General features: G+C 49.7%; 21 protein-coding genes. 14 read left to right on the forward strand and 7 right to left on the reverse strand.

Features of this window, described 5'->3' with window-relative positions; genetic code table 11:
• Positions 1-493 precede the first annotated feature (493 nt).
• The gene (locus tag GC097_RS29220; RefSeq protein ID WP_171686833.1) at positions 494-2,080 is read left to right on the forward strand and encodes an extracellular solute-binding protein; all 1,587 of its coding nucleotides are present in this window, start codon (positions 494-496) and stop codon (positions 2,078-2,080) included.
• 222 nt (positions 2,081-2,302) lie between these two features.
• On the opposite strand, the gene GC097_RS29225 is transcribed toward GC097_RS29220, so the two are convergent.
• Positions 2,303-3,583: a glycoside hydrolase family 125 protein gene (locus GC097_RS29225; protein WP_171686800.1), complete on the reverse strand. Its 1,281-nt coding sequence runs from the start codon at positions 3,581-3,583 to the stop codon at positions 2,303-2,305.
• A gap of 30 nt (positions 3,584-3,613) precedes the next feature.
• Positions 3,614-6,370, reverse strand: coding sequence for an alpha-mannosidase (locus tag GC097_RS29230; protein WP_171686801.1), 2,757 nt, complete (start codon positions 6,368-6,370; stop codon positions 3,614-3,616).
• A gap of 337 nt (positions 6,371-6,707) precedes the next feature.
• Between GC097_RS29230 and GC097_RS29235 the strand changes: the two genes are divergently transcribed.
• From GC097_RS29235 to GC097_RS29245, 3 genes are read left to right on the forward strand one after another with little or no spacing between them, the layout of a single operon-like run.
• Positions 6,708-7,661, forward strand: a complete 954-nt coding sequence (locus tag GC097_RS29235) for an ABC transporter permease (protein WP_171686802.1) — start codon at positions 6,708-6,710, stop codon at positions 7,659-7,661.
• Positions 7,662-7,685: 24 nt separating this feature from the next.
• Positions 7,686-8,603 carry a carbohydrate ABC transporter permease gene (locus GC097_RS29240; RefSeq protein ID WP_171686803.1) on the forward strand — a complete coding sequence of 306 codons (918 nt, stop codon included), beginning with the start codon at positions 7,686-7,688 and terminating at the stop codon, positions 8,601-8,603.
• Positions 8,604-8,639: 36 nt separating this feature from the next.
• Positions 8,640-9,656 carry a glycoside hydrolase family 130 protein gene (locus GC097_RS29245; protein WP_171686804.1) on the forward strand — a complete coding sequence of 339 codons (1,017 nt, stop codon included), beginning with the start codon at positions 8,640-8,642 and terminating at the stop codon, positions 9,654-9,656.
• Positions 9,657-9,731: 75 nt separating this feature from the next.
• Here the strand turns inward: GC097_RS29245 and GC097_RS29250 are convergent, their stop codons facing one another.
• A complete protein-coding gene (locus GC097_RS29250) occupies positions 9,732-12,053 on the reverse strand; it encodes a helix-turn-helix domain-containing protein (protein WP_171686805.1) in 2,322 nt (773 codons plus the stop codon).
• Positions 12,054-12,252: 199 nt separating this feature from the next.
• Between GC097_RS29250 and GC097_RS29255 the strand changes: the two genes are divergently transcribed.
• Positions 12,253-13,161, forward strand: a complete 909-nt coding sequence (locus tag GC097_RS29255) for an SDR family oxidoreductase (RefSeq protein WP_171686806.1) — start codon at positions 12,253-12,255, stop codon at positions 13,159-13,161.
• Positions 13,162-13,230: 69 nt separating this feature from the next.
• On the opposite strand, the gene GC097_RS29260 is transcribed toward GC097_RS29255, so the two are convergent.
• The 3 genes from GC097_RS29260 to GC097_RS29270 all read right to left on the reverse strand — a co-directional run bounded on the left by GC097_RS29260 (position 13,231) and on the right by GC097_RS29270 (position 16,258).
• A complete protein-coding gene (locus GC097_RS29260) occupies positions 13,231-13,338 on the reverse strand; it encodes a YjcZ family sporulation protein (protein ID WP_171686807.1) in 108 nt (35 codons plus the stop codon).
• Positions 13,339-13,460: 122 nt separating this feature from the next.
• Positions 13,461-15,179: an alpha-keto acid decarboxylase family protein gene (locus tag GC097_RS29265; RefSeq protein ID WP_171686808.1), complete on the reverse strand. Its 1,719-nt coding sequence runs from the start codon at positions 15,177-15,179 to the stop codon at positions 13,461-13,463.
• Positions 15,180-15,391: 212 nt separating this feature from the next.
• Positions 15,392-16,258: a LysR family transcriptional regulator gene (locus tag GC097_RS29270; protein ID WP_171686809.1), complete on the reverse strand. Its 867-nt coding sequence runs from the start codon at positions 16,256-16,258 to the stop codon at positions 15,392-15,394.
• Between the two features lie 142 nt (positions 16,259-16,400).
• Between GC097_RS29270 and GC097_RS29275 the strand changes: the two genes are divergently transcribed.
• The 3 genes from GC097_RS29275 to GC097_RS29285 all read left to right on the forward strand — a co-directional run bounded on the left by GC097_RS29275 (position 16,401) and on the right by GC097_RS29285 (position 19,268).
• Entirely contained in the window at positions 16,401-17,279 is an 879-nt protein-coding gene (locus GC097_RS29275; RefSeq protein ID WP_171686810.1) for a DMT family transporter, read from the forward strand.
• 471 nt (positions 17,280-17,750) lie between these two features.
• Positions 17,751-17,978 carry a hypothetical protein gene (locus GC097_RS29280; RefSeq protein WP_171686811.1) on the forward strand — a complete coding sequence of 76 codons (228 nt, stop codon included), beginning with the start codon at positions 17,751-17,753 and terminating at the stop codon, positions 17,976-17,978.
• Positions 17,979-18,110: 132 nt separating this feature from the next.
• The gene (locus GC097_RS29285; protein ID WP_171686812.1) at positions 18,111-19,268 is read left to right on the forward strand and encodes an acyltransferase family protein; all 1,158 of its coding nucleotides are present in this window, start codon (positions 18,111-18,113) and stop codon (positions 19,266-19,268) included.
• A 373-nt stretch (positions 19,269-19,641) separates the two neighbouring features.
• Here the strand turns inward: GC097_RS29285 and GC097_RS29290 are convergent, their stop codons facing one another.
• Positions 19,642-19,830 (reverse strand): sporulation protein Cse60, encoded by a 189-nt coding sequence (locus GC097_RS29290; RefSeq protein ID WP_171686813.1) that lies wholly within the window; start codon positions 19,828-19,830, stop codon positions 19,642-19,644.
• Between the two features lie 575 nt (positions 19,831-20,405).
• On the opposite strand from GC097_RS29290, the gene GC097_RS29295 reads away from it, so the two are divergent.
• The 6 genes from GC097_RS29295 to GC097_RS29320 are packed head-to-tail and all read left to right on the forward strand — an operon-like array spanning position 20,406 to position 26,047.
• Positions 20,406-21,257: a class I fructose-bisphosphate aldolase gene (locus GC097_RS29295; protein ID WP_216625935.1), complete on the forward strand. Its 852-nt coding sequence runs from the start codon at positions 20,406-20,408 to the stop codon at positions 21,255-21,257.
• A gap of 17 nt (positions 21,258-21,274) precedes the next feature.
• Positions 21,275-22,432: a Gfo/Idh/MocA family protein gene (locus GC097_RS29300; protein WP_171686814.1), complete on the forward strand. Its 1,158-nt coding sequence runs from the start codon at positions 21,275-21,277 to the stop codon at positions 22,430-22,432.
• Positions 22,433-22,434: 2 nt separating this feature from the next.
• Positions 22,435-23,664 (forward strand): carbohydrate kinase family protein, encoded by a 1,230-nt coding sequence (locus GC097_RS29305; protein ID WP_171686815.1) that lies wholly within the window; start codon positions 22,435-22,437, stop codon positions 23,662-23,664.
• Positions 23,661-24,209 (forward strand): D-lyxose/D-mannose family sugar isomerase, encoded by a 549-nt coding sequence (locus tag GC097_RS29310; RefSeq protein ID WP_171686816.1) that lies wholly within the window; start codon positions 23,661-23,663, stop codon positions 24,207-24,209. The genes GC097_RS29305 and GC097_RS29310 overlap by 4 nt, the downstream gene beginning before the upstream one ends.
• A gap of 6 nt (positions 24,210-24,215) precedes the next feature.
• Positions 24,216-25,238, forward strand: coding sequence for an aldose 1-epimerase family protein (locus GC097_RS29315; RefSeq protein ID WP_171686817.1), 1,023 nt, complete (start codon positions 24,216-24,218; stop codon positions 25,236-25,238).
• A gap of 26 nt (positions 25,239-25,264) precedes the next feature.
• A complete protein-coding gene (locus tag GC097_RS29320) occupies positions 25,265-26,047 on the forward strand; it encodes a DeoR/GlpR family DNA-binding transcription regulator (RefSeq protein ID WP_246294533.1) in 783 nt (260 codons plus the stop codon).
• The last annotated feature ends 489 nt before the right edge of the window (positions 26,048-26,536 follow it).

Genomic DNA, 26,536 nt, shown 5'->3' on the forward strand with positions numbered 1-26,536 from the left:
TCTGACAAGCTTCTGCAGTCAAATTAGAGGGAACTTTTCCCTTAATTTGACCACAGAAGCATAATTGCACAAAAGGCTTCCTCACAAGTCGTAGAAATGTCCATACCTGCTTCCGTTGTCATGAAAAATGTATAATGTGTATGTTTTGCTCTAACAATAAGGTTCTCAAAAATGACATATTCGTGCCGGCTAGCCTAACGGAAAGGCGCCCGGATATTTAGAAACCATCATGCTCTGGAACTGGGGGAGCACAGGGTCTTTGACAGCACAAAAACGACATATTTACTAGAAGGACTGCAAAGTTTAAGCTTCATTTTGTAAGCGCTAGCAGCTTGTTTCGTGTCGAGACAGCGATGCCTCACAGGAAAGCATGTTGCAAGCGTGATCATAACAGCGAATAGGGCCGGGTGGTTAGGGCCTTCGTTGATTATGACGGTTTTCATAGAAGATAATAAGGGAGGACACGCAATTGTCGAACAGAAAGAAGAAAGTCATGGCGTCCGCACTCGTCGCAGTTATGGCAATGACCGTACTGAGCGGTTGCGCGAGTAAAAAAGAGAACGAGAACGCTGCAAGCGCCAGCGGAAGCTCGAAGGAGAGCTCCTTAAATAAGGAAGGGTTCCCGATTGTGAAGAAGCCGTTAACCTTATCCATCATGGCTCCGGATATGGGGATTCAGAACTGGAAGGACATGCCGGTTATGCAGGAGATGGAGAAGCTCACGGGGATCAAGATCGAGTACCGGAATGCTCCTCGGGACAGCTTCGATACAAAGAAGAATCTCGTCTTCGCCAGCGGCGACTATCCGGACATTTTCTTCGCATCTAAGCTTACGCAGGCTGAAGAGCAAAACTACGGCAGCCAAGGTATCCTGATTCCTTTGGAGAAGCTGATCGATGAATACGCACCGAACATCAAGAAAGTGCTGGCCGATAAACCGGATATTCGCAAGTCGATCACAGCGCCGGACGGACATATTTATTCTCTCCCACGCATCGAGCCTTATCAGCCATGGTACCGGAATCCGATGTGGTATAACGGCAAAATGCTGAAGGAGCTCAATGTGACGAAACTGCCGGAGACGACGGATGAGTTGTACGACCTGCTGAAGCGTGCCAGAGACGAAGACCCGAACAAGAACGGCAAGAAGGATGAGATTCCGTTGTCATCTTCCTCAGGCATCAAGCTGAGAGATATCCGCACGTGGATTCTTGGCGCATTCGGAGCGTATGAGGAAGAATTGTATGTGGACGACAAAGATAAGGTTCACTACACACCGTCTGAAGAGGCCTATAAAGGCTACGTGACTTACTTGAACAAGCTGTGGGCGGAAAACCTTTTGGATCACGAATCCTTCTCGCAGACGGATGATCAGAAGAAGGCTAAGATTAAAAACGATCAGGTACTCCTGTTCTCCGACTGGCATGCCTACATGTCGCATGGCGGGAAGCCTAATACTGAGGACGTGATGTTCAGCCCGGTTCGCAGCGACAAGGTGAGTGCTCCCGTTATCGCTAGAAATAAAGGCTTCTCAACAGGTACGTTCGCGATTTCCAAGTCCAATCCTTCTCCGGAAGCGTCGATCCGCTGGGTAGATTACATGTACTCTCCGGAAGGCGAGATGCTGTTCAACAAGGGACCAGAGGGCATTCTGTGGAAATATACGGACAGCGCCAAATCCCAAATTGAGTATCTGCCTGTGCCGAATGGAGAAGACAGGGAGACGTACCGTTCCAAGATCACGCCTAACTTCGGTATCGCATCTCCAATGGTTGTACCGGATGAGCCTGTGAAGGACGAGTTCGCGAAATGGGTGGAAAACGAGTCCAAGACCAAGCTGCTTGACCGTGGCGCACGCGTGCCGTTCCCGGCGTTGTTCTTGACGGATGCGGAATCAGGCGAAGTGGCGGCATTACGTTCCGATCTCACTACGTACGTCGCGCAGATGGAAGCGAAGTTTATCACCGGACAGGAGTCGCTGGACGGTTGGGATAAATATGTGCAAACGCTGAAGAAAATGGGCTCGGACCGATTCCAAGAGATTTACCAAAAAGCTTATGAACGTTGGAAAAAGAACTAAATTAAGCATAAACAATAAGGGATTAAACTCAATAGAAGCGGGTGTAAAGGTGAATTTGGCCTTTACGCCCGTTTTTTGGTGCGATCCAGTAAAGCTGCGGCGTCTTGAGTTCGGTGTTTCGGCGGCATAAATCAAAAAAACTCCCCGCCGCCGGTCAAGGCTTGCGGGGAGCTTGTCTTGGATGATGCGATGAATGATCAGACGATGCCGGGCAGCTCGCGATTAAACGAGCCCCTCGTCCATAGCCTTGCAGATCAAGGCGGCGAACAAACTGTTGGACCAGGCGAACCAAGGTCTCGAGAAGTTGGAAGGGTCATCCGGATGGAACCCTTCGTGCATGTAGCCGGTATCCGCATCCGTAGCGATTAGCGTCTGGATAAGCTCTTTGATCTCGTCGACATTGTTGGAGGTCAGCGCTTGCACGGACAAGGCCATGTGCCAGACATAGCCGCCCGGCGTATGCGGGCTGCCAATGCCTTTGGCGTATTTGCCCTCGAAATAATACGGATTATCGAAGCTAAGGGCAAACCGGCGCGTATTCTGGTAGATCGGATCGTCGATGCCGGTGTAGCCGATGTAAGGGATCGTGATCAAGCCCGGCGTGCCGGCATCGTCCATCAGGCAGTAGTTGCCGTAGCCGTCGGTTTCGTAGGCGTAAATTTTCCCGTATTTTGGATGGTCGACGATGCCGTAGGTTTGGATGCCGAAGTCGATCTCTGCGCGCAGCTTCTCGGCGCGTGCAGCCAGGCGCACATCGTTGTAAATATCCATTGCGATCTCGATGATGTGGCCGAGGATGACGACGGCAAACATGTTGCCCGGAATGTTGTAGCCGTACAGGTTCGCGTCGTCGCTCGGACGGAAGCCGGACCAAGTCATGCCGGTGTAGTTGGACCGAAGACCGCGCCCGTTGTTTTGCAGCGTTTCCGTATGCATCTTCGTCTGGCGCGTAAAGTGATACAGGGACTTCTGGTCATGATGCTGCTCGGTGATCAGCACGTTCACGATGGAAGTCAGCGCTTGGTAAACGGAAGTGGTGAAGATATCGGTGATCCCGGTTTCTTTCCAGTAAGCATACAGAAGCTGCACCGGGAAGCAGAGTGAGTCCAGTTCGTACTTCCGCTCCCACATCCATGGGTTCAGGTCGCAGTCGTCCGTGTCACGGTAGTGCTTGTCGCTTGCAGTTTCATTAAAAGCATTGGTGTAAGGGTCGATGTTGATATAGAACATCTGACGTGCGATCAGACCGCCTAAGATGCGCTGCAGGTCCATGTCATGTTTGGCGAACGGAATGTAATGGCGAACCTGTTCGGTCGAATCGCGCAGCCACATGGAAGGAATATCGCCGGTAAATATGAACGTGGTGCCGTCGTCAAGCAGCTTGGTCGTCGTTTCCAGCGTGTTCGGGAAGCAGTTTCTGAACAGCTTCTGCAGCTTCGGGTTGTGGGCGAGCTTAAGGTCGGCTTCGTTCAGGAATTCGGTAATGGATGCAGGTAAATTCATAATAGATGTATTCCTCCTATGGCAATAGATTTAGGATTGCTTGGGCTGAAGGGCATAGGTCACAATCTCACACTTGCCTGCCGTGGAACGGATAAACCCGTCCGTGATCTCGGCTGGCTCGTGACGGCGTTCCAGAATGTCGCTCCGGTAAGCTGAAGCGACCGGGAAGGAAGGATTAAGCGTCACCGGCTCAGCTTCGTGAGCGAGATTGTACATGCGGACGATGATGTCGTCATGGTCCAAGGACATCTTGAACGCTGACAGCGCAAGGGACGAGCCGCTCCAAGCCAGCGCTTGATGCGCAGCCGGAAGCGAGCCCTGCTGCCGACTCGGCGTAAGCGTATGGAACCATGGCGACTGAAATTGATACGCTGCGGCGAAGGCGCCGGACTGAATCGCGGTGCCTGCGTGCGGATAGATCGCAAACTCGACCGAGTGATCGCCAAGACATTGCGCTTCCGGCGTCGGGAATACGCCCCAATCTCCCAGCTCAGACACGCTGCGGAGCAGGGTGACGGCGATCGTGTTCTTGCCGTTGCGCAGGATCTCATATTCGTTCAGCCCTTTATTGGCGACAGTAAGTCCAATCGCGCCATCCGATACGCTGACGAAGGCTTGCTGGTGCTGCGCGTTGCTCGGGTTGATCCACTCCTCGGCTGGCGTCGTATCGCGCTCGGCAGCCTCGAAGATCGAGTCGGCCAGATGTGTCGCCGCCGTCAAGCCTGTAGGGAACAGCACCCGGAGACGGTGGTCCTTGGCTTGGTTATGATAGGACACGGATACTTGCACGCCTTTGCCGGACTGTTCCAGGCTGATGCGGGTGATTAACTCAAACGACACCACGTCATTTGACCGCGAAGCGGTACGCTTGCGGAATGGAACCATTTTCCGCTTCTCTTCCTCGAACAGCTCGGATGCAGAAGCCGGAATGGACCAGGCATGCTTGATCTCATAGGTAACGCGATAAGGCTCGGATTCCACTAGCGTCACTCGAGCCTTGAGACCTCTGGTCGTCAACCCGACATCCCCGTCGGGCTGGCGGAAGACGTATTCGTTGCCCAGATCGCCACAGTCCTCATACACGCCCAGACCTTCGTAGGTATGGCCTGTCGCCTTATCGAGAATATCGTAGGAGCCGTCTGCATGGATGCGGACTGCAATATGCGCGTTGGCCATACCGGAGTCTGTCACGACAAGCGGGCTGTGCGGGGTCTCGACTTGCGAAGTAGGCTCGCTTATCCAAGCCCATGTCTTGAAGCCAAGCGCCGGAACTTGCTGCGCCTCGAAGGTTAGCGCGATCCTGCGTGCCATGTAAGGCTGCCGGAATTTGTCTTTCGGCAATTCGTAGCCGAAGTGTACGCCCAGATCCTCCGCCTTGACTGAGATGGATTGTCCTTTGTCGTCCAGAAGCACGCCCTTGTCCAGGTTCAAAGGCACTTGAGCCAGCCGCTCCGCGATTGCCGGCGGGTTCGGCCCCTCTTTGAAGTAGGACTTGGCGACGATCAGCTCGATACGGACAGTGCCCGTACGCTCCCAGCCGGTCATGTTGTAGATGGTGACAGGCAGACTGCCTTCCGGCCAGGCTGCTACGCCAGCGGTGTTGATTTGTCCGGCAATAGCCTGCAAGCTCTCGTCGATGATCGTCTCGGTCAAGTGCCGGCTCTTGTCGAAGCGCGTGACCATCTCGCGGTGAACCTCGTCCACGCTGCAGCCGCAGATGCTGTCATGCGGGTGGTTCTGCATCAACGTTTTCCAAGCATGGGTGAGAAGCTGATGCGGATAGGCTTTGCCGCTCGCCAGACGGGCCAGCGCAGCAAGCGGTTCCGCGCCTTTCTCCAGCAGCGTCTGTCCGAGCTGGTTCAGCTGTTTCAGATAGACGCGGGCGGACGCAGTATTGACCAGCGTGCCCCAGCCATCCGTATGCTGGCTGCGCAGCTCGCCTTGGATGGTCACCATGTTATCAGGCAGCTCCTTCTTGAGCGCGTCTATATACTGCTCGAAGCTGGAGTGTATGAACTCCACATCCGGGTACAGCGCTTTGGCGGTATCGATAGCATCGCCAAGATCGCGCTGAATCGGCTGATGGTCGCAGCCGTTCATGAACAGCAGTTCCGATGTGGATGCGTATTTCTGGGCATCTCCGAGACGCTTGTCCCAGAATGCCTTGGCCGCTTCGGCCTCGACCGGAACTTCGTTCCCATTGCTGTACCAATTGGCGAACAAAATCCCAAGCACCGTGGAGCCGTCCGTAGCCGACCAGTACATCTCCGAGTATGGCGACTCATAGCCAGAGCCGTTCGTGTCAATGACCACATTGTCGAAGCCGGTAGGCTTTACGCCGCGTCCGAACACGGCCGTATCGATATCCGCTTGCTTTAGCAGCTGTGGCGCTTGCCCCATGTTCCCGAAGGAATCGGGGAAGTAGCCCAGCTTGGAGATGACGCCGTACTTGGCGGCATCCTGATGCCCGATCAACAGATTGCGGACATTCGCTTCCGAGCTGGTCAGGAATTCATCCTGCAGAACATACCATGGTCCGATAATGATACGGCCTGCCTTGATGTAGGCTTCCAACTGCTCTCTTTTTTCAGGATGAACCTGCAAATAGTCCTCGATAATAATTGTTTGTCCGTCCAAATGGAAATAACGGTACCGGGGGTCTTGCTCCAGCATGTCCAGCAGATCGTTCATCAGCTCTGTCAGCAGATAATGATGGCGCTCATACGGCATGTACCACTCTCGATCCCAATGGCTGTGTGAGATCAGATGAGCCGCTTTCCTTGTCATCGAATTAAAGCCTCCTTTGGTCTTCGCGTTCATACGCATAAGGCTCGGATTCGCAGACCGAGCCTTATAACTTCGTAGACAGATTCACACATCTTGCAGCGGTTGACAATATGTATGATTTGCACGCGGATAATCGCAAGTAAAAACGACATAGCGCCCCCGGAATTTTAACAATAGGACCAAGCGTAATGCGCAGTCTGAGCCTGCCGAAAAGCTCGAGAATGACAATGCAGATTTGACATATTTACGGAAGCCCCCGGTTTTCTCTACACTCTAGATGACGATTGTAAGCGTTAGCAGCAACCGAAAAAAGCAGAGAAAGGAGAGGATGGAGAAAATGAGTACAGGGAGTCAACAGACAGCAAGAAGCACGAGAGCATCAAGCAGCGGTGCACTGCGCACGAGAATTATGAAAAACTGGGAGCTGTATGTATTTATCGCCCCGGCCTTTTTGTATTTCCTGATCTTCCAATACGGACCGATGTACGGGATTCAGATTGCCTTCAAAAATTTCATCCCGTCCAAGGGCATCTTCGGGAGTGACTGGGTAGGGTTCGCACATTTTGAACGCTTTTTTCATTCCTACTATTTCTGGGATTTATTGTGGAATACACTCAGCCTAAGCCTTTATGAGCTTTTGATCGGGTTCCCGCTTCCCATTATATTGGCTCTTGCTTTCAATGAAGTGAGGAATGGTTTCTTCAAGAAAAGCGTGCAAACAATTACGTATGCACCGCATTTTATTTCTGTAGTCGTTATGGCGGGGATGGTCATTACCTTCTTGTCTCCGTCGTCGGGAATCATCGTGAAGTTGATAGAGCTGTTCGGTATCCAGTCACCGGCCTTCTTGACGGATCCGGGCTGGTTCAAGACCGTGTACGTCTTTTCGGGCGTCTGGCAGAATACAGGCTGGGGGACGATTATTTATCTGGCGGCATTGTCAGGCGTAGACCCGCAGCTGCATGAGGCGGCCATCGTCGATGGAGCAAGCCGTTTCAAACGAGTTATCCATATTAATCTTCCGACGATCGTACCGACAATTACCATTTTATTGATTCTGAATGTGGGCAATATTTTGGGCGTGGGCTATGAAAAAGTATTGCTTTTACAAAACCCGCTTAACATAAATTCGTCCGACGTGATTTCCACATTTGTCTATCGAACGGGGCTTGTCAGCGCGCAGTACAGTTTCTCGACAGCCGTAGGCCTGTTCAACTCGCTGGTCAATGCTGTCTTGCTAATTACCGTTAACAAAATTGCCAAGCGCACAAGCGAAACAAGCTTATGGTAGAGAGGAAGAAAGGAGGAGTAATCTATGGCTGTTGCCACTGCAGTGAAGGAGACTAAGAGAGACCGGATTTTTTTGATGATGAACTATGCGTTTTTGACTTTGGCTTTGATCGTGGTGTTATACCCCGTCTTGTATATAATCAGCGCCTCGATGAGCGATCCCCAATACGTAAGCTCCGGTGAGATGTGGCTGTTTCCCAAGGGACTTAATTTTAAAGGGTACGGGCTTGTGTTCGACAATATTAAAATTTGGAACGGCTATGGGAATACGGTTCTGTACACCGTTATCGGTACTTTGCTGAACCTCGTCGTGACGCTGCCGGCCGCTTATGCGCTCAGTCGATCGGACTTCGTAGGCCGCAAGTTTTTCATGGGCATGTTTCTGGTCACGATGTTCTTTAACGGCGGTCTCATTCCAACCTACTTGCTGGTGAAAAACCTTGGATTGATGAACTCCATCGGAGCATTAATTCTGCCGGTAGCGGCTTCGGTGTGGAATATTATCGTTGCCCGTACGTTTTTCGAGTCCAGCATTCCCAAGGAGCTTCATGAGGCTGCCTATATGGATGGCTGCACGAACTTCAAACTGTTCGGCCTTATCATTATTCCGTTATCCGCCCCGATTATTGCGGTGATGGCACTATTTTATGGCGTAAGTCATTGGAACAGTTATTTCCCAGCATTGATTTACCTGAATGACGAGACCAAATATCCGCTGCAAATGGTGCTGCGCCAAATTCTCGTCCTGCAAGAAATGACGGCTGAGACCACCGGTGCTGCGGTCAGCGGCGACATGGCCATCGCGATGAATAATAAGGCCGAGATTGCCGCACTCGTGAAGTATGTGGTCATCATCGTGTCCACCTTGCCGATCGTCGTGGTGTATCCGTTCCTGCAGCGCTATTTCGTACAAGGCGTCATGATCGGTTCCGTCAAAGGCTAGCAGCTCTTTACCAACATAACCTAGGAGGCAATACGCATGAAAATCACAAGACATCCCAATAACCCGATTGTCGTTCCGGGAGACTACGAATGGCGCAAAGTGACAGTGTTCAATCCTGCTGTTATCATCGACAATGACAAATTCTACATGATCGAGCGCACGGCGGGCTCTCTGACCCCGTGTAAAAACTTCTTGGGCTTGCTGGAGAGCGAGGATGGCGTGAACTTCACTCATGTGAAGGATGAGCCTGTTCTGACGCCCGACGAGCTCGGATTCCCGTACGGAAGCGTACAGGACCCGCGTGTGGTTAAAATCGACGGCACCTTCTACATGAACTACGCGCTCCGTCCGTGTGCGATGAATTACTATCCGACCAATCGTGGCGTTCCGGAGAGATCCTTCCCGTCGTATCCAGACGGTTGGGGCGAGCAGGAAGTCCATTGGCGGACGCGCTCTTCGATCGTCAAGTCGACCAATCTGATCGACTGGGAATTTGTGGCGGACACGACTCCACTGGAGATCAATGATCGCGATAACATTTTGTTCCCAGAGAAAATTAACGGCAAGTTCGTCCTGCTGCGTCGTCCGGAGGAATATATCGGGGAAGAATACGGCACGGAAAAGGCGGCAATGTGGATTACGTATTCGGAAGATTTGATTCACTGGGAAGAGCCGAAGCTGCTGGCCAAGGGCGAGAATCCGGCTTGGGAATCACGTAAAATCGGAGGCTCCACGCCACCAATCAAAACCGATAAGGGCTGGCTGGTGCTCTACCACGGCGTGGATGACGAGATTGTATATCGTATGGGAGCGCTGCTGCTGGATCTGAATAACCCTGAGAAGGTCATTGCCCGTACGAAAAACTTCATCATGGAGCCGGAAACCTACTATGAGAAATTCGGCTACCAAATTCCGAACGTTATCTTCCCTACGGGCAATGTCGTGAAGGACGGATTGCTCTACATTTACTACGGCGTGACGGACACGGCTATCGCCTTGGCCACGGTGCCGCTGGACGAGTTGGTGGATTACATCCTTAACGAGCCTCAATAAATCTGAGTCATGCCAAAAAGCTTGAGTCCTCATCATCGAGGATTCAAGCTTTTTTGTGCTGGAAGCGGGTGCGGGTTATTCCGGCTCCTTCTTGGCAGCGGTGAATAATTTGCGGTATTGTCCCGGCGTATAGCCTGTTTCTTTTTTGAATTTGCGGATAAAGTTCGGAGCGTCCAGATAGCCGACCTGTTCGATGATTTCCTTCAACGGAGCGGTGGTATTGACAAGCAGCCGAGTGACTTGGTCCATTCTTCTCTGCCAGATATACTGGGTAAAGTTATGGCCCACTTTCTCTTTGAAGCTGCGGCTCAGGTAGGAAATCGATACGGAATATTTCAAAGCGACATGCTCCAGACTGAGCGTGTAGTCGGCGAACTTCTGATCGACATAGGCGACGATATCTTCAATTAAGGAAGGCTGATCGGTTTCCGTGTTGCGTTCGACCTGCTGGCAGATGCTGACCGCCAAGGAGGTTGACCGGACTTCAAGCTCCTCCAGCGTTTCGAAGACAGAGAAGTTCTGTATGCCGGCGAATACTTCGCTGACCCCCAGTTCATGAGCTGTCCGCAGCAGAGAGTTCAATAGATCGAAGCAGATGCAGCGCAGTAAGGGGGCGGGTACGGCGGCCTCCTTGATCTCGGCGATCAGATCGGCAATAACCTGAGTGGCTACCGTTTCGTTGCCCTGCTTCAAGCTTTGCTCCAGCTTGAGCATGAGCTTCTTCGGAATCCAGTAAGCTTCCGTCGGCGACGCAATCATATCCTGCAATTGCTCGAAGTAGGTCACCCGCCCGTTAGACCCCAGAATGCGGTTGTCTATGGCCGTAGCTGCCTCGATAAATGATTGGTTGATGCTGGCGAGGTCCGGATAGGGCATCCCGACTCCGAGATAAGGCACAATCGGAGCATGGCCGATGATCATGTCTTTGATCGCTTCGACGACCTTCTCAATCCGCGTCCGAACCGGCTCCTGAGCTTGGGCAGGGATGGAGACGAGGAGAGCCAGTTGGTCCTTCGTCGAAAATTCTACGCCGTACACGCGGGCTTGCAGATCCGGAAACTCAAGCTCGCTCAGCATCTCCTGCAGACGCTGCCGAATGTTCGAGGACTCCTCGCCTTCGAGATTGTCGTCCCACGCTAGAATCAGGGATACGTATAATCCTTGTCCATGCGGGTGTTCCAGCCCTGCGCCAGCTACCATGCGCTCGATTTCCGGATCATCCGGCTTGCCGTGCTTGAACAGCAGCAGGAGACACTGATTGCGGACGAATGGCTCCTGGGTGTCGATGCGGGCGCTGTAATCATGAATCGTTTGCTTAATCCAGTCCCATTCGTTCCGGGTCGTATCGTAATCGGGGCTCTTCCGCTTGGTGAACTCGATCAAATCCCGAATCGGGTGATATTGCCGCTTAGCTAATAGGATGGCTACTATGATACCAAATAAGACCGTAATAAAGAATACGAGTAGGAACAATGTCTGGATATGTACTACTTTGCTAAAGAATTGATAACTTGGAATGGCGGCTACATAGTTCCAGTTGTTCTCTGTCGACCTTACCGAAACTACGGAGTGCTGGACGCCGTCGAGCTTCATGCTGTGTATGCCAGGCTCCAGAGAGGACAAGGATTCCAATACCTGCTGTGGAAGTGCGTTCCCATGGTTATTGGAGGTAAGCAGCTGTCCGTCCTGGGTGAAAATGTAGCTGTTTCCGGAGAAGTTGCTGAGCATGGAGTCCATCACGCCGGTCAGTTTCGTCTCATCCACGAGATAAACGACAGTGGCCGTGGGGTAGAGATCGTTCGGCTTGATCGGGAAAAGGAGCGTCAGCATGGAATCTTTTCGCGAGTTAACGTTTACATTCTCGGCCGGGCGGATCATCGGCTGTTTAATCTCGTTCAGATCGCGATATATTTGTTCGCTGTTCCAGTTGCCGTATTGGTAAAAATTGCCGAAAGCTATATGCACATTCGTTAATCCGCGATACGAGTAAATATTTTCATCCTGATGGAAGTACAGAAACAAGTCTTCAAGAATGCTGCTGTTTGCCTTGTAATTGCCCAAGGCGTCGATCGCTTCCATCTCATAGTACGGACGATGCACCATGTAGGAGCTGAGCTGCTTGTCGTATGCGATACGGCTCGTAATTTGCTGCAGCTCGTTCATTCGTTCGTCTATCGTTGATTTAACTTGACTCAGCTGGTTGACGTTGGTCTGTTCGATCTCTCTGCGCAAATCGTTGATTGCGTTTTCATAGATGATTACTGTAACTCCTGTTAAGGGAACGAGGAACATCAAGATGTAGGATAACACATATTTAAGAAGCAGCTTCGATTTGAAGCTGTTCCAAGACATTCGGAAGCTGGACACGACGGACGACTTGAAGGATGATTTTGACATGAAGGCGCTCTCTCTCCCGCATTCTAGGTGTAAATGAACAAACGAAATGTATCTACAGTGTGCGTCTCCTCATTATGGATGAAAAATGATTTCATGTAAAGGAAGCGGGAGAAGGTTGGCATTAGGGATAAAATGCATATTTCTAACTTATATATAATAATGACTAGTGTTTTTAGAATTTTAAAAGAGGGGGTAAAACATGAAATTCTCTTATCCTGTGTATCCCTTCCTTGGTTATCAAACCAAGATTGTACAGGAGCCAATAGCATTTCCACCACAGCACCAGGATCATGTCCCTGGTCTGGAGTACCTCATGGTTCCTCGTCCTATTTTTGATTACCCTGGATATGTCGGCAGCTGCAAGCTGAAAGGAAAGGTTGCAATTATTACTGGAGGCGATAGCGGATTCGGACGTGCAATTGCAGCGGCTTATGCTAAAGAAGGAGCCGATCTAGTTATTGTATATCTCAATGAACATATTGATGCAGAAGAAACCAAAAAGTATGTTGAGCAGCTCGGCGCTCGCTGCCTGCTTCTGGCCCGGGATCTTCGCGATCCAGCCAGTTCGCCAGATATAATAGCTGAAACGCTCAGTCATTATCATAGACTGGACATCTTAATCAATAATGCTGCCGTTCAACCTTTTACAAGCAGTATACTGGATATTTCAAATGAACAGCTTGAAAACACTTTTCGAACCAATATATTCCCCTTGTTTTATTTGACTAAAGCGGCTCTACCTTATTTGGATAAAGGCAGCGCCATCATCAATACGACTTCGAGGGTCGCCTATGAAGGAGACAAGGATGTCATTGATTACTCCGCAACGAAAGGTGCAATAGTAAGTTTTACTCGCAGTATGGCACTTTCTTTGGCTGACAAATGGATCAGGGTCAATGCGGTCGCTCCGGGTCCGTCATGGACGCCGCTAAATGTCAGTACCTACTCCAAGGAACATGTAGCTACTCTGGGTACTGACAGCCCGTTTGGCCGTGCAGCACAACCTTTCGAGGTAGCACCGGCCTTCGTATACCTTGCAGCTAATGAATCCATGTACGTCACAGGTCAAGTGATTCATGTAAATGGAGGTTTGATCCGGTACTCATGATTTTAGCTATATAGGAAGAAAAGACCTACGAGCTTCGCGCTCGAGGCCTTTTCTTTTTGGATCAAGAAATTACCATACAAAAGCTGATGTGATGATGACCAAAAGAATAAAGAGAACTAAGATAGCTGCGCTTGAACGACCAAAGCCAATACCTTCACCATAACCTACTGCTCCCATGTGTACTCATTCCCCTCCGTGGATTTGTAATACAATATAATCATACGTTGGGTTAGTAGCATTTGATTGTGCTTATGTAACTATGAGGCATCCGTCATTTAATAGGTAGGCGGCAGCTGCTTCTAATTCTGGCTTCGCCGCTTCTCCTGCTTCTCCAAATAGTTTCGCATCCGGCGCATATTCTCGGGTGCGTCCATAGGATCCGCAGCGATCATTTCAATGATACAAAGCCTCCCGGCACGTTCCTTATCAGCTTGAATTATAGCCTGGTCCAGCTCTCCATAGGTCCGGACAGTCAAAGCAAACGCATCGCCTCCGAAAGCCTCGGCCAACTTGGTGTAAGACCAGCGCGGAATTTGGTTATATGGCTGATTCTCTGTTTTGACATTTAAATATTTCTCGATCGTATAACCATCGTTGTTCAAGATGAAAATAATGGGCTTGCATTCATAATAAAGCATGGAACTGATCTCTTGGGCTGTCAACTGCAAGGAGCCGTCACCTGTAAATAACAGCACCCGACGGTTGGGCGCAGCGATGCTGGCACCGTATGCCGAGGGTGTGGCATAACCGATGGATTCCCAGCCTCCCTGAGCGATATACGTTACATTACGCGGAAGTCTCACCTCAGCCATCCCGTTGTAAAACGTACCGGTCTCGGCGATCACAATATCCCCTTCTTGCAGCATCTGCTGAAAACGGGGATAATAAACGGCCGCAGTTAGGGGCTCATCGGCACTGCCGGTTATTTGGTCGTACGGGAATGTCGGTTTTTCCGCCACGCCTTGGCCTTTGTACCCAATCTTCTGCACCGCAAGCAGCATATTGGCTGCGAGCACATTCGGATATTCCGCTTCTGCGACCTTGACCATGTCCGGTTGAATATCGACTGTCACCAGTGGGTTCAGCTTCGCGGTGAAGTTCGCAGTGTTATTGTCCGCCGACACCATGCCTATCGCTATGACGCAGTCTGCCTGTTCTACCGTGGTTTGGACGTCAGTGCTTCCGAAAGAGCCTTCGTACATCCCGATATAATTCCGATGGGTTTCGTCGAATGCCCCCTTACCGAACATCATCGTCGCAACAGGTACGTTCATGGCGTCGGCCAAATGCCGAACCGCTGTCTCCAGGCCGAAGCGCATGGTTTTGACATCAACCAGAATGACCGGCCGGTGGGCTCGCTCCAACAGCCGGCGGACATGTTCCGTTGCTGCCTGAAGGGTTTTCAGATTGGACGTTGGGCGCGGTGCTGCCGGCTCGCTCCGGGCCATGATCGGCTTGCTCACTAAATCATTAGCCACAACCAGGTATACCGGCTTTTTCTTTTCTTTCGCCATGCGAATGGCGGCAGGAATTTCAATCTCGGCGTTTTCCGGCGTCAGCACAGCGGTATAAGCCGTAATCAGCTCATATACTTTATGAAAGAGGTCGAAATTTCCATTCATTAGAGTGTGGTGCATCATCTTGTGTTCTTTTTGATCCTTCTCAGGAGGCGCACCTACGATGTGAATCAGTGGAACATGCTCGCTGTTAGCTCCCGCTATCGCATTGCAGGCACTGAGCTCACCGACCCCGAAAGTCGTAATAAGAGCGGACAGACCTTTGATCCTTGCATAGCCGTCAGCCGCATAACCTGAGTTCAATTCGTTCCTTCCGCTAACAAACCGGATGCCGTTATACTGCTCCAGCGCATCCAATAGTGTAAAATTATAGTCCCCGGCAACGCCAAAAATTTCGGTAATGCCCTCAAGCTTCAGGCAATCAAACAAATACTGGCCAAGCGTTTTTTGCGCTGTTCCAGCTTGCGGGTTGGAGCTGCCCACTGCTGTCATTGTTCCCATCTCTTGCTCACTCCCTGTCCTTTTAAGTCTGGTCTTGTATAAGATTCCCTTTTTATTGGACTGGTTATTCACTCAGGGACGTTCACTGGAAAATCTCCCTCTAAATGGCTCGAGAGATAACCTCTGACAAGCTTCTGCAATCAAATTAGAGGGAATTTTCCCCTTATTTTGGTCACAGAAGCATAACTGCACAAAAGGACATCGTAAACGAATTACGTCAACCATTGCTGCACATAATTGACGAACCGTTTGGTGGCGGGTGACGCATCTTTCATGGAATGAACGGCAATGCCCAGGAAGCGGTAATGATGATCTTCCAACTCCAGCGAATGGACGTTGTGATCTCTTCCCTGAAGAACCAGTTCAGGAAGTATGGAAATGCCCAGCCCGTTCTCCACCATAGCGATAATGGCATAATCGTCCCCTGACGAGAACTTTATGCGGGGTTTGAGCGACGATTGATCCAAGATGCGTCTGACATCGTAATCCGATCCTTCACGCTGAATGATGAACGACTCTATTTCAATTTGCGATAAAGGAAAGAAGGGGAGGTGACTCAAGGGATGCCCCATAGGCAAAATGGCCAACATGCGGTCTTTCTTCAGTGGGACTACATCAAAGCTTCCCCGGGCGGGAATTGTAATAAACCCGCAATCGACTTCCCCTGCTGCGATCCATTGCTCTATCTCTTCATAGTCGCCTTCCATCAGCTTAAATTCAATATTTGGATAGTCATTCTGATACTGCTTCATCATGCCCGGAAGCCAGTGAACAGACACACTGGTAAAGGTGCCAATGCGGATCGTTCCTGTTTCCAAGCCGTGGATTGAGGTAACAACCTGCTTCAATTGTTCGTTCCAATTGAGGATTTCCCGGATCGGCTTTAACAGCTGCTCGCCGTTCGCCGTTAATTTGACGCCGGAGCGGCCACGGAGCAAAAGCGTGAATCCAAACTCTGATTCCAGACTGCTAATGGTATGGCTTACGCCCGATTGGGTGAATCCGAGCAGTTCGGCAGCCTTAGTCAGGCTCCCCACCTCGACGACTTTCATGAAAACCTCGTATTTGGCTATACTCAATGAAATCCGCCCCTTCTAATTTACATGAGTAATTCTCATGTATAGTATAATAAACATTCAGTATTCTTGTATATGGAGGTTTAGTATACTGTGATAATAACGGTTGCCATTTCATCTAAGATAGAAAGCAGGAGGATCGGAATTGAAACGTCAAAAAGCAGAATGGTTGATGATCGCAGTGACATTATGCTGGGGATCCTCGTACCTGTTCATGCAGTATGGACTGAATACCATCGCTGAGTTTAATTTAATCGCATTGCGTTTCGGGTTGGCTTTTCTTGTCACAGCAGCTCTTTTCTTTAAACATTTACGGAAAACGGATTTGCCTACTATTAAATATGGAGCTTTACTTGGGTTCCTGTTGTTCTGTATTTTTACATGCATTACCTTTGGCTTGAAAACGACAACGACATCCAATGCCGGTTTTTTGGTCAGTCTAACGGTCATCTTCGTACCCTTAATTTATGTTTTTGTGTTTAAAAAAAAGCTGCATCCCAGCCTTATCATTGGCATCTGCCTCGCTTTTATCGGGATGGGACTCCTTACGCTGAACAGCCAATTGCATATATATCCGGGTGATTTCTTATGCATTCTGTCAGCGTTATTCTACGCTGTTTATATCATCATTACCGGAACCGTAGTTAAAAACTCGGATTCATTAAATCTTGGCATTTTGCAATTAGGTTTTGCAGGTGCATTCGGATTGCTCTTTTCGTTTATTTTTGAAACGCCTTCGCTTCCGGCCACTTTAAACGGATGGATCTCCATCCTGGTGCTTAGCCTCGTATGCAGCGCCTTTGGCTTTGTCGTTCAACCATTGGCTCAAAAGTATACGACACCCACCCGAACGGGCTTAATCTTCGCGCTCGAACCGGTGTTTGCCGCTCTGTTTGGATTCTTGTTCGCCCATGAAATATTGCCCCTAAGAGGCTACATCGGTGCGGCGCTTGTTCTGCTCGGTGTAGTCGTATCCGATTGGCAAGGGAAGAGGAGGGAGCATGAGCATACGCTTGGTACATAAAAGGCATTTCAACGTGTACACAATAACGATAAAATAGGGAGCAATTCATTTAGCGAAGTAATTTGCTAGATGGCTTGTTCTTTTTTTGTTTTGGGGAGGGGGAACAATAGGGCGCTATTTTGCTGGAAACAGCTCTTTTGGCAAAGGAAAGGGAACTAGAGTCCGCTATTTCACCATTCCGAGCAGACAATTAGAACATTGAGGAGAAATAAGCCCCTGCAGTTCCCCTTGGGCACCCGAGCTTCCACTTTTCGCCGAAATAAGGGAACGGAGTTCCCTTCCTCTGTTAGGATGGACGATGGAGACCCGGAAGTTCCACTGCTGATTGCGATTTCAAGAAACGGTTGGAATCACGATACCCAATTCGCTCCCGACGCATTGTGTCAATCTTGAACTTCGCAGCAAATAGAAGTAGAATTCACAGTGTGGGATTTACTTATTATTCCAATTATAGTGAGAGTGAGGTGCAGGATGAAAAAATCACTTATTATAGCTGCGATTGGGACTGTAGTTTGGATATTTAGTGGCATATTAGGTTTATACATTCAATTAACCTCTACACCTTTACAGCCAACATTCGAAGAAACACTTAAACCTTATAACCCGGCTCCATTTTTTATTTGCCTGGCATTTGCAGGCATTGGCTTTCTAGTTGCTGTTATATCGGGTATTAAGTACCTATTAGATCGATATCATTGAACGTATGGAGAATTATAGTTGAGGGCTTGCTTCGCGGCAGCTCTTTTTTTTATTTTTGCAAGTTTATTCAAAACATTCAACGGCCTATGGTAAAATCAAGGAGAAAAGAATCCCGTTTTTTGGAGGATATTCATGAAGAAGCGATACTATTATTTGGATCATTTAAGAGTATGCTTGACCATGCTGCTAGTCTTTCATCATGCAGCGATTACCTACGGAGCGTCGGGGAGTTGGTATTACGTAGAGCTGGGAGTTACCGGAATTGCACCGATCGTGCTGACACTGTTTACTGCTGTTAATCAAGCATTTTTCTTAGGCTTGTTCTTTTTCCTGGCCGGGTATTTCACTCCGTCTTCCTATGAACGTAAAGGACCTGCGCGATTTTTGTTGGATCGATTCGTCCGATTGGGCATACCAACCCTTGTCTATGTCTTTGGGATAGGGCCAGCCGTCATCTATATGGCAAATGAACAGAATGAAACATTCGGCCAATTTTATATGCACAATATCGCGACTTTCAAAGTTATTACTTGGGGGCCGCTGTGGTTTGCCGAAGCACTCCTTTATTTCTCAATAGTCTACTGCGGCTATCGATTTATACAAAAATGGCTAGGGCAGCGCAAGAAACCTTCACTTGTTCAACAGGAAACGGCGGCAAGCAGCGCAGAGAGTATCACTAAGTTTCCGTCATCTCGCTTCCTTATCGCTATTGCCCTATTAATCGGAATGATTGCCTTTATGATTCGGCTCCTATTTCCGGTTGGAGAATCTATACTCGGCATGCAGTTCGGTTATTTTGCTTCGTATATTGTGATGTTCATTGGCGGCATTCATGCCTACCGGAACGGATGGCTCGAACGAATTACGACGTCTCAAGCTAAACGCTGGGCCAGTATCTCGGGTATTGTGATTTGGATACTTCCGATTTTTTTGGTGACGCAAGGGGTTCTTAGCGGCAAGCCTATGCAAGTTAACGGAGGAATGAATCTGCAATCGCTAGTGTATGCATTTTGGGAGCCATTCGTCGCCGTTGGCCTGTGTTTGGGATTGCTTGTGTTGTTCCGTGAAAAATGGAACCGAAGCGGGGCCTTTTTTCAAGAGTTAGGCAGTGCGGCTTTTGGCGTGTATGTCATCCATGCGTTTATACTTGTTGCGGTATCCAAGGGGGCATCTACACTTCCTCTTCCTGCTCTCGTGAAATGGATGGCGGTCGGTACTGCCAGTGTAATGATATCGTTCGCCGTCTCTTACGTGCTGAGGAAAATTCCTGCGGTTAATAAGGTTCTATAGATTTCAGAATCCAAAAAGAGAACGAAACTGAAAAACAGTTGCGTTCTCTTTTACTTAGTAGTAGGCGGCCTTACCTCATCACATAAAACTATGGTTCATCGTATATTCCACCAAAAATGATTAGACGACTATACCCATGCATGATCATTGTATAAAACCTCCACGCTTTTTTAAAAAAGTCGAGCTTCTATTCGCTAAAAACCTCTTCGCTATATCCTTCAAATGGAAATTCAATTGCGTAAGATAACATACAGCAAAATTCCTGCGAGAAAAAGTGTTGAGATCAATGAGATTAGCTTAAAGAAAGTTTCAACTCTTGATTTCATGTCGGTACCTCTTTAATAGTTGATAAACAACGCAGGAAAATTGGCGTTTATTCTTTTGTTTTATAAACAACAAGGATGGAACTTCGTTGGAGTCCGACATCATGTTTTCCTGTCTTCATGACGGAGCCGTAGCATACATTAATAACCTGATCATCCGTTAACTCAGCCAAAAATTGATTAGCTCTCGACTCCGCGTAGGATGAATCCGTGTCCAAAAATTCTTTTACTTGAATCACCTTCTAAACCCCCCTCCATGAAAAATACATTAAATGTAAAAAAAAGAGCGAAAATACAACAAGACATTCCTCACGTCATGTGGAATGTCTTGCGTATTCCTCTGAAGATACCACCGAAAGAAATCGCTGTCAATGAAATGGCGAAGGAATTTCCATCCATTTCCTGATTGGATGAGAAGTAAGTAAGTTTGTTACTTAAGTGAGAGTTGGCTGAGGCTTACCACCGCACCTATGCCTAGCTAGTCCCCGGTCGTCTCCATGCCTCGCTGGAAGAGAGGGGGAACTACAGGGCGTTATTTTGCTAGAAAAAGTCCTTTTGGCAAGGGAATGGGAACTAGGATCCGCTATTTCGCCATTCCGAGCAGCTAGTTAGAGCACTGAGGCGAAATAAGACCCTGTAGTTCCCCTTAGGCGCGCGAAATTCCACTTTTCGCCGAAATAAGGGAATGGAGTTCCCTTTGTAATGACAAGGACCTAGCCAAGGCTAGGTTTTTTACTGCAAAGATATAGACAAATGTTTGTTTATAACATAATATAATGTTATAAACAAACATTTCTTGAAGGAGGCGATTTCATTGTCGCGAAAACCAAGACTAAATCGTATGTTCAGCGAACAAGGCAAATGTTTCGATGTTGCCATCGACCACGGATTTTTTAACGAGGCCTCATTTCTATCTGGTATTGAAAATATGAAGCAAGCCATTTCGACCATTGTGGAAGCAGGGCCGAATTGCATTCAGTTAAGCGTCGGTCAGGCAGCGCATCTGCCATCGATTCCCGGCAGTCAGAAAATCGGACTCGTTTTGCGAACAGACGTAGCGAACATTTACGGCCATACGCTGCCCAGCTATTTGTTTAGCGAGCTTATCGATAAGGCGATTGAGCAGGCTGTCCGCTTGGATGCAGTGTCCGTATGCGTCAATCTGCTGCTGCTGCCCAATCAGCCTGAACTCCATTACCAGTGTGTCAAGAACGTGGCTAAGCTCAAAACGGAATGCGAGAAATACGGCATGCCGCTCATGGTAGAGCCGCTGGTTATGTTGGCCAATGAGACGAAAGGCGGGTATATGGTAGACGGCGATATCCAGAAGATCATGCCGCTAGTTCGCCAAGCGGTAGAATTGGGGGCGGATGTCATTAAAGCGGACCCTTGCGATGATGTTCAGCAATATCACCGCGTGATCGAGATTGCTTCGGGGGTCCCCGTGCTTGTGCGCGGAGGCGGAAGAGCCAGCGACGAGGAAATCGTAAGCCGCACGATCGAATTGATGAAGCAAGGCGCATCTGGCATTGTGTATGGACGCAACGTGATCCAGCACGAGAATCCTTCCGGTATGACAAAGGCGCTGATGTCCATCGTCCACGAGGGAGCCACGAAGGAGCAGGCATTGGCTTACTTGGCTGCGCCTAGCGGTATTTTTAAATAAAAGGAGAGCACCTGGCTATGTCTAAAACAATCATACGCTTTGGCGTAATCGGCTGCGGTTTAATGGGCAAAGAGTTTGCCAGCGCGGCAGCACGTTGGTGTCATCTTACGGGGATTGATTTCGTGCCGAAAATTACGGCGGTCTGTGACGCGAACGAAGCTGCTGCGCAATGGTTCAAAGAGAACGTGTCCAGTGTGGAAGCTGTCTACACGGACTATAAGGAACTGCTTGCAGATCCTTCGGTCGATGCTGTTTATTGCGCAGTCCCGCATAATCTTCATGCGCAAATTTATGTGGATATTATTACGTCAGGCAAGCATTTGCTGGGCGAAAAGCCATTCGGCATCGATCAAGCGGCTAATCAGCTTATCCTGGAGGCCATTGCCAGGCATCCGCAGGTCATTGTTCGCTGTTCCTCGGAGTTTCCTTTCTTCCCAGGAGCGCAGCAGATTTATCAATGGGTACAAGAACGCAAATTCGGTAAAATCATTGAAGTTGAAGCCGGTTTCTGGCACTCCAGCGATTTGGACCCAACCAAAGTCATCAATTGGAAAAGGCGAATAGCGACGAACGGCGAATATGGATGTATGGGCGATCTGGGCATGCATGTTTTGCATCTTCCGATGCGTTTTGGCTGGAAACCCAAATCCGTTCGTGCTTTATTGTCCAAAATAGTGCCAGAACGACCGGACGGACAGGGGAACCTGGTTCCTTGCGAAACGTGGGACAACGCTATTCTTGCGTGCGAGGTGGACAGCGAAGATCAACAGTTCCCAATGGTTTTATCCACGAAGCGGATTGCTCCAGGGCATGCCAATACGTGGTTTATACGCATCACAGGAACTGAATGGTCAGCCGAATTTACGACGAAAAATCCGAAACAGGTCGCTTCACTGCCATATTCGCCAGGTGGCGTTCAGGCTTGGCATCTCGTAGATGCTCCTTACAAATCGGCTTATGGAACGATTACCGGAGGTATTTTCGAGTTCGGCTTCTCGGATTCCATTTTGCAAATGTGGGCCGCGTTTTGCGATGAGCTGGCGCACGGCAAGCAAACGCAGCAGCCTTTCTACTGCGCAACGCCGGAAGAGACCGCATACAGCCACCGTATTTTCACAGCAGCATTGGAATCAAATAAGAAGGGGCAAACCATTTCAATAGATTGGAGAGGTTAGCTTTGAGTCGTCAGGTTGCGGAAGTAATCGTCGCGGGGCATATTTGTTTGGATATTATACCGGCGATGGATGAGAAACAGTCCGGGATGAGCGATTTACTCGTTCCGGGTAAGTTAGTGAATATAGGTCCCGCTGTCATTTCAACGGGAGGCGCTGTTTCGAATACGGGGATTGCCCTTCATCGGCTTGGCAGCCAAGTCAAACTGATGGGGAAAATCGGCAAGGATCCGTTCGGCGAAGCTATTCTTGCACATTTGCGGCAGCAGGATGAATCCTTGGTAGAAGGGATGATCCTAACGCCTGGGGAACATAGCTCTTATTCTATCGTAATCAGTCCCCCTCATACGGACCGTGCTTTTTTGCATGCTACAGGCGCTAATGATACGTATTCCGCTGCAGATGTAACAACCGAGCAGCTTGAAGGGGCGCGATTATTTCATTTTGGTTATCCCCCCCTCATGCGCAGCATGTATGAACATAACGGCTCTGAATTGACCCGTATGTTGAAGCAGGTTAAAGCCTGCGGTTTAACAGTTTCCTTGGATATGGCCAAGCCCGACCCTGAATCGGACGCCGGCAAGGCGGATTGGATCGCCATTTTGGCCGATGCGCTGCCTTATGTCGATATCTTCATGCCCAGCTTCGAAGAAGTTCTCTATATGCTGAATCGTGAACGCTTTCATCAGTTAGAGAAGGAAGCCCCTTCAGGCGACTTGCTGTCACTAGCGACCGGAGCGCTGTTATCTGAGCTATCGACGCAATTATTGGATATGGGCGCTGCGATTGTAGTGATCAAGCTTGGTGAACACGGTCTATATGTCCGTACGACTTGGGATGAGGGCCGACTATCGGCAATGGGGCGCTGTAATCCGTCCCCAAGCACGCTCAAGGAGTGGCTAGGCTGCGAATTCATAACCTCCTGCTTTGAAGCAGAAGTGAAAGGGACAACAGGAGCGGGAGATTGTACGATAGCAGGATTTCTTTTTAGCTTATTAAAAGGAACGTCGATCGAAGAAGCCATTCATACGGCTGTAGGCGTAGGCGCATGCAATGTGGAGCAACCCGATGCAACAAGCGGCATTCCTCCTTGGTCGGATGTTGTCAGCCGAATCGAACGGGGATGGGCCAAGCGCAAGATGAATCTTGACTTGACCGAATGGTCGATCAATGAGCAGCAGCTGTGGATTGGACCGCATGATAAATGGTACCGGACAGGAAGGGATGCCGAATGAAAAGAAGCGAGGTTGTATGTGCGCAAAAGCAAGCAACGGCGATGTTAGAGGGCAGCGGTATAGCACTAACAGAGCATGAAAAGGAGCAGATTGAAGTAGCCGGATTTGGCCTCGGTCAGCTTGATCTGCAGGGCTTGCAGTTGGTTACGTATGTAAATACGGAACGATATTGCGCCAAGGAATTAGTGCTTTTTTCCAATCAAACGTGTCCTGAACATTTGCATCCGCAGGTGCAAGGCGAACAAGGCAAAATGGAAACATTCCGCTGCCGGTCAGGAAACGTGTATTTATATGTAGAAGGAGAGGCAGCGCCTGTCATTCAAGCGAAAATACCGGTAGGCAGCGAGGCCTATTACACGGTGTTCCATGAAGTGGCGCTGTCACCGGGAGAACAATATACCATTCAGCCTGGCGTCAAGCATTGGTTTCAGGCAGGCGACGAGGGAGCCGTCATTTCTGAGTTTTCCAGCACGAGTCGGGATGAGTACGACATTTTCACCGATCCGCGAATTCAGCGCATGCCTGTGATTCAGGAAGATGAGTAGGCTTGCATGAGACTGTACGGAAAAGAGTGGACGAGACGGGAATTGGAAGCCCGTGTAGGCCGGATCGAGCAAATTGCAGGCATACGGCGTTTTATGGGCACGGAAGGGAAAGAAGCGGGCGTTGAGCAGATTCAAGTCCGGACTGGAGCGGGATTGAGTTATTATGTCACGCCAACGAAGGGGCTGGACATTTCATTGGCGGAGTTCCATGGGGTGCCGATCAGTTGGCAATCCTGCAACGGCGATGCGCATCCCATGTATTATGAACCGGAAGGCAACGGCTGGTTGCGAACGGCATCAGGCGGTTTGCTGATGACTTGCGGACTCATGCAAGTCGGGTCATCTTGCGAAGATCAAGGCGAGAGGCTTGGACTGCATGGTCGCATGCATCACACGCCTGCAAGCCAGGTTTCTGCCGAAAGCAGCTGGAACGAGGATGAAATGGAAATGCGAATAGCCGGATGTGTGGAAGAGACATCGATCTTCGGAGGCCGCCTACGCTTAACGAGGCAAATTCGCAGTCGACTCGGAGAGAATTCCCTTCTCATTCAGGACGAGGTGAGGAATACAGGCTTTGAACGTTGTCCTCATATGATTCTGTATCACTTTAATTTCGGTTTTCCTTTGTTAAGCGAAGAGACGACGATAAACTTCCATTCGGCATCGGTGCAAGCGCGTGAGCAGGGGACACCGACGGATGGCTACCGGGCATGGCATGCCCCGGATAAGGATTATCAAGAGCGTGTGTATTACCACCATACAAGCAGCAAACCACTGGTGCAGATCGACAACCCGAATTTCCCTCTCCATTCTGGAGGGACGCACGTTCGGGTTTCGCTGCAATGGTCGGCCAATACGCTGCCAAATCTGGTCCAATGGAAAATGCCCGGGGCCGGCACGCATGTGTTGGGTATTGAGCCTGCCAATTGTTACGTCGAAGGCAGAAGTGCAGAGCGTGAGCGCGGATCGCTCGTCTTCCTTGAACCGGGGGAAACCGTTAACTATGAAATAAGGTTGAACCTTGCGTGAGATGTTGGGATAATAGAGACATCGAAATGAAGGAAATGAGGGTGCTCATGACGCAGCAGCAACTGAACCAACGCCAGCAAATCATCCTCGAGCGGATGGGACAAGCCGGTGAGGTGAAACTTGCCGAGTTGAAAGAAATGTTCGAAGTGACGGAAATGACCCTCCGCAGGGACATGGAGAAGCTGGAGCAATGGGGGTATATCCGCCGTACTTTTGGCGGGGCTATTTTGCAGGGCAAAGATATCGCCCTGCATGAACGGACGAATGTCCACATCGAGGAGAAGATGCGGATCGGCAAGCGGGCGGCGAGCTTGGTGGGGGCTGGAGACTCTATTTTCCTGGATGGGGGCTCGACGACGCTGCAGATCGCCAAGTTTTTGCCGCCGGACCGCAGTATCACCGTGGTCACCAACGCGCTTAACATTGCTGCCGAGCTCCAAGGCAAGCGGATTCCGACGATCGTCGTCGGAGGCATGATGATGGATGACACGGCGACGCTGGTAGGACCCGTTGCCGCTGCGGCCATCGCTAAGATGGCGTTCAAAAGTGTGTTCATCGGAACGACAGGCATCACCGCCCAGCACGGCTTCAGTAACTCGAACATGCACGAGGCGGAAATCAAGCAGCTTGCGATCGCGAAGGCTGCGGAAGTGAACGTTGTGGCGGACAATACGAAGTTCGGCAGACAGGATTTGTTTTCATTCGCGCCCCTGCACGGCGTTCATCGTATTATTACGGACAGCCCGCCTGATGAGGCGCTAAGCGCTGTTTTACAGGAAGCTTCTGTAGATATCCTGATAGGCTCTTGATTTTAGGCAAGAAAGAAATCTCTCTATAGGTTGGATGGTATCCCCATTTCGCCAAAAGAGAGGTTTCTTTTTTTTGTTCTTAATGCGAACGCAGGGACGGGGAGTCTCCATGCCTCGCTGGAGGGGGCCCGATGTGTCAGCTGAGACGTCACTTTTCAGCGTTAAAGTAAGCGGAGAGGGCAGCAGGTTGAAGTTAACGCTGTAAAACAAGCTAAAAGTTGGGGAACAGGCCCCTGATCTCTGGGCCTGATCCCCTCGCCCTCGCTAACGGACGGAGATGCCCTTATTCGATGGAATAGAACTTCTTCGAACATGCAACAGACATCAGCGCTTTTACTTGCTCACTTGGCGACTGATTTCCCCGCGAAATTGGCAAATAAGGACTCTGGTGTCCACTAGCAGAGAGACAAGACGCTTCTCGCGAAGATAACGGCCGCTGTGTCCGAAGCGTGATGAGACATAGGGCTCCCTCAACCGAATCGGGGTACG

Origin of the sequence: Paenibacillus planticolens (genome assembly GCF_013141725.1) — a bacterium.
Lineage (GTDB): Bacteria > Bacillota > Bacilli > Paenibacillales > NBRC-103111 > Paenibacillus_E > Paenibacillus_E planticolens.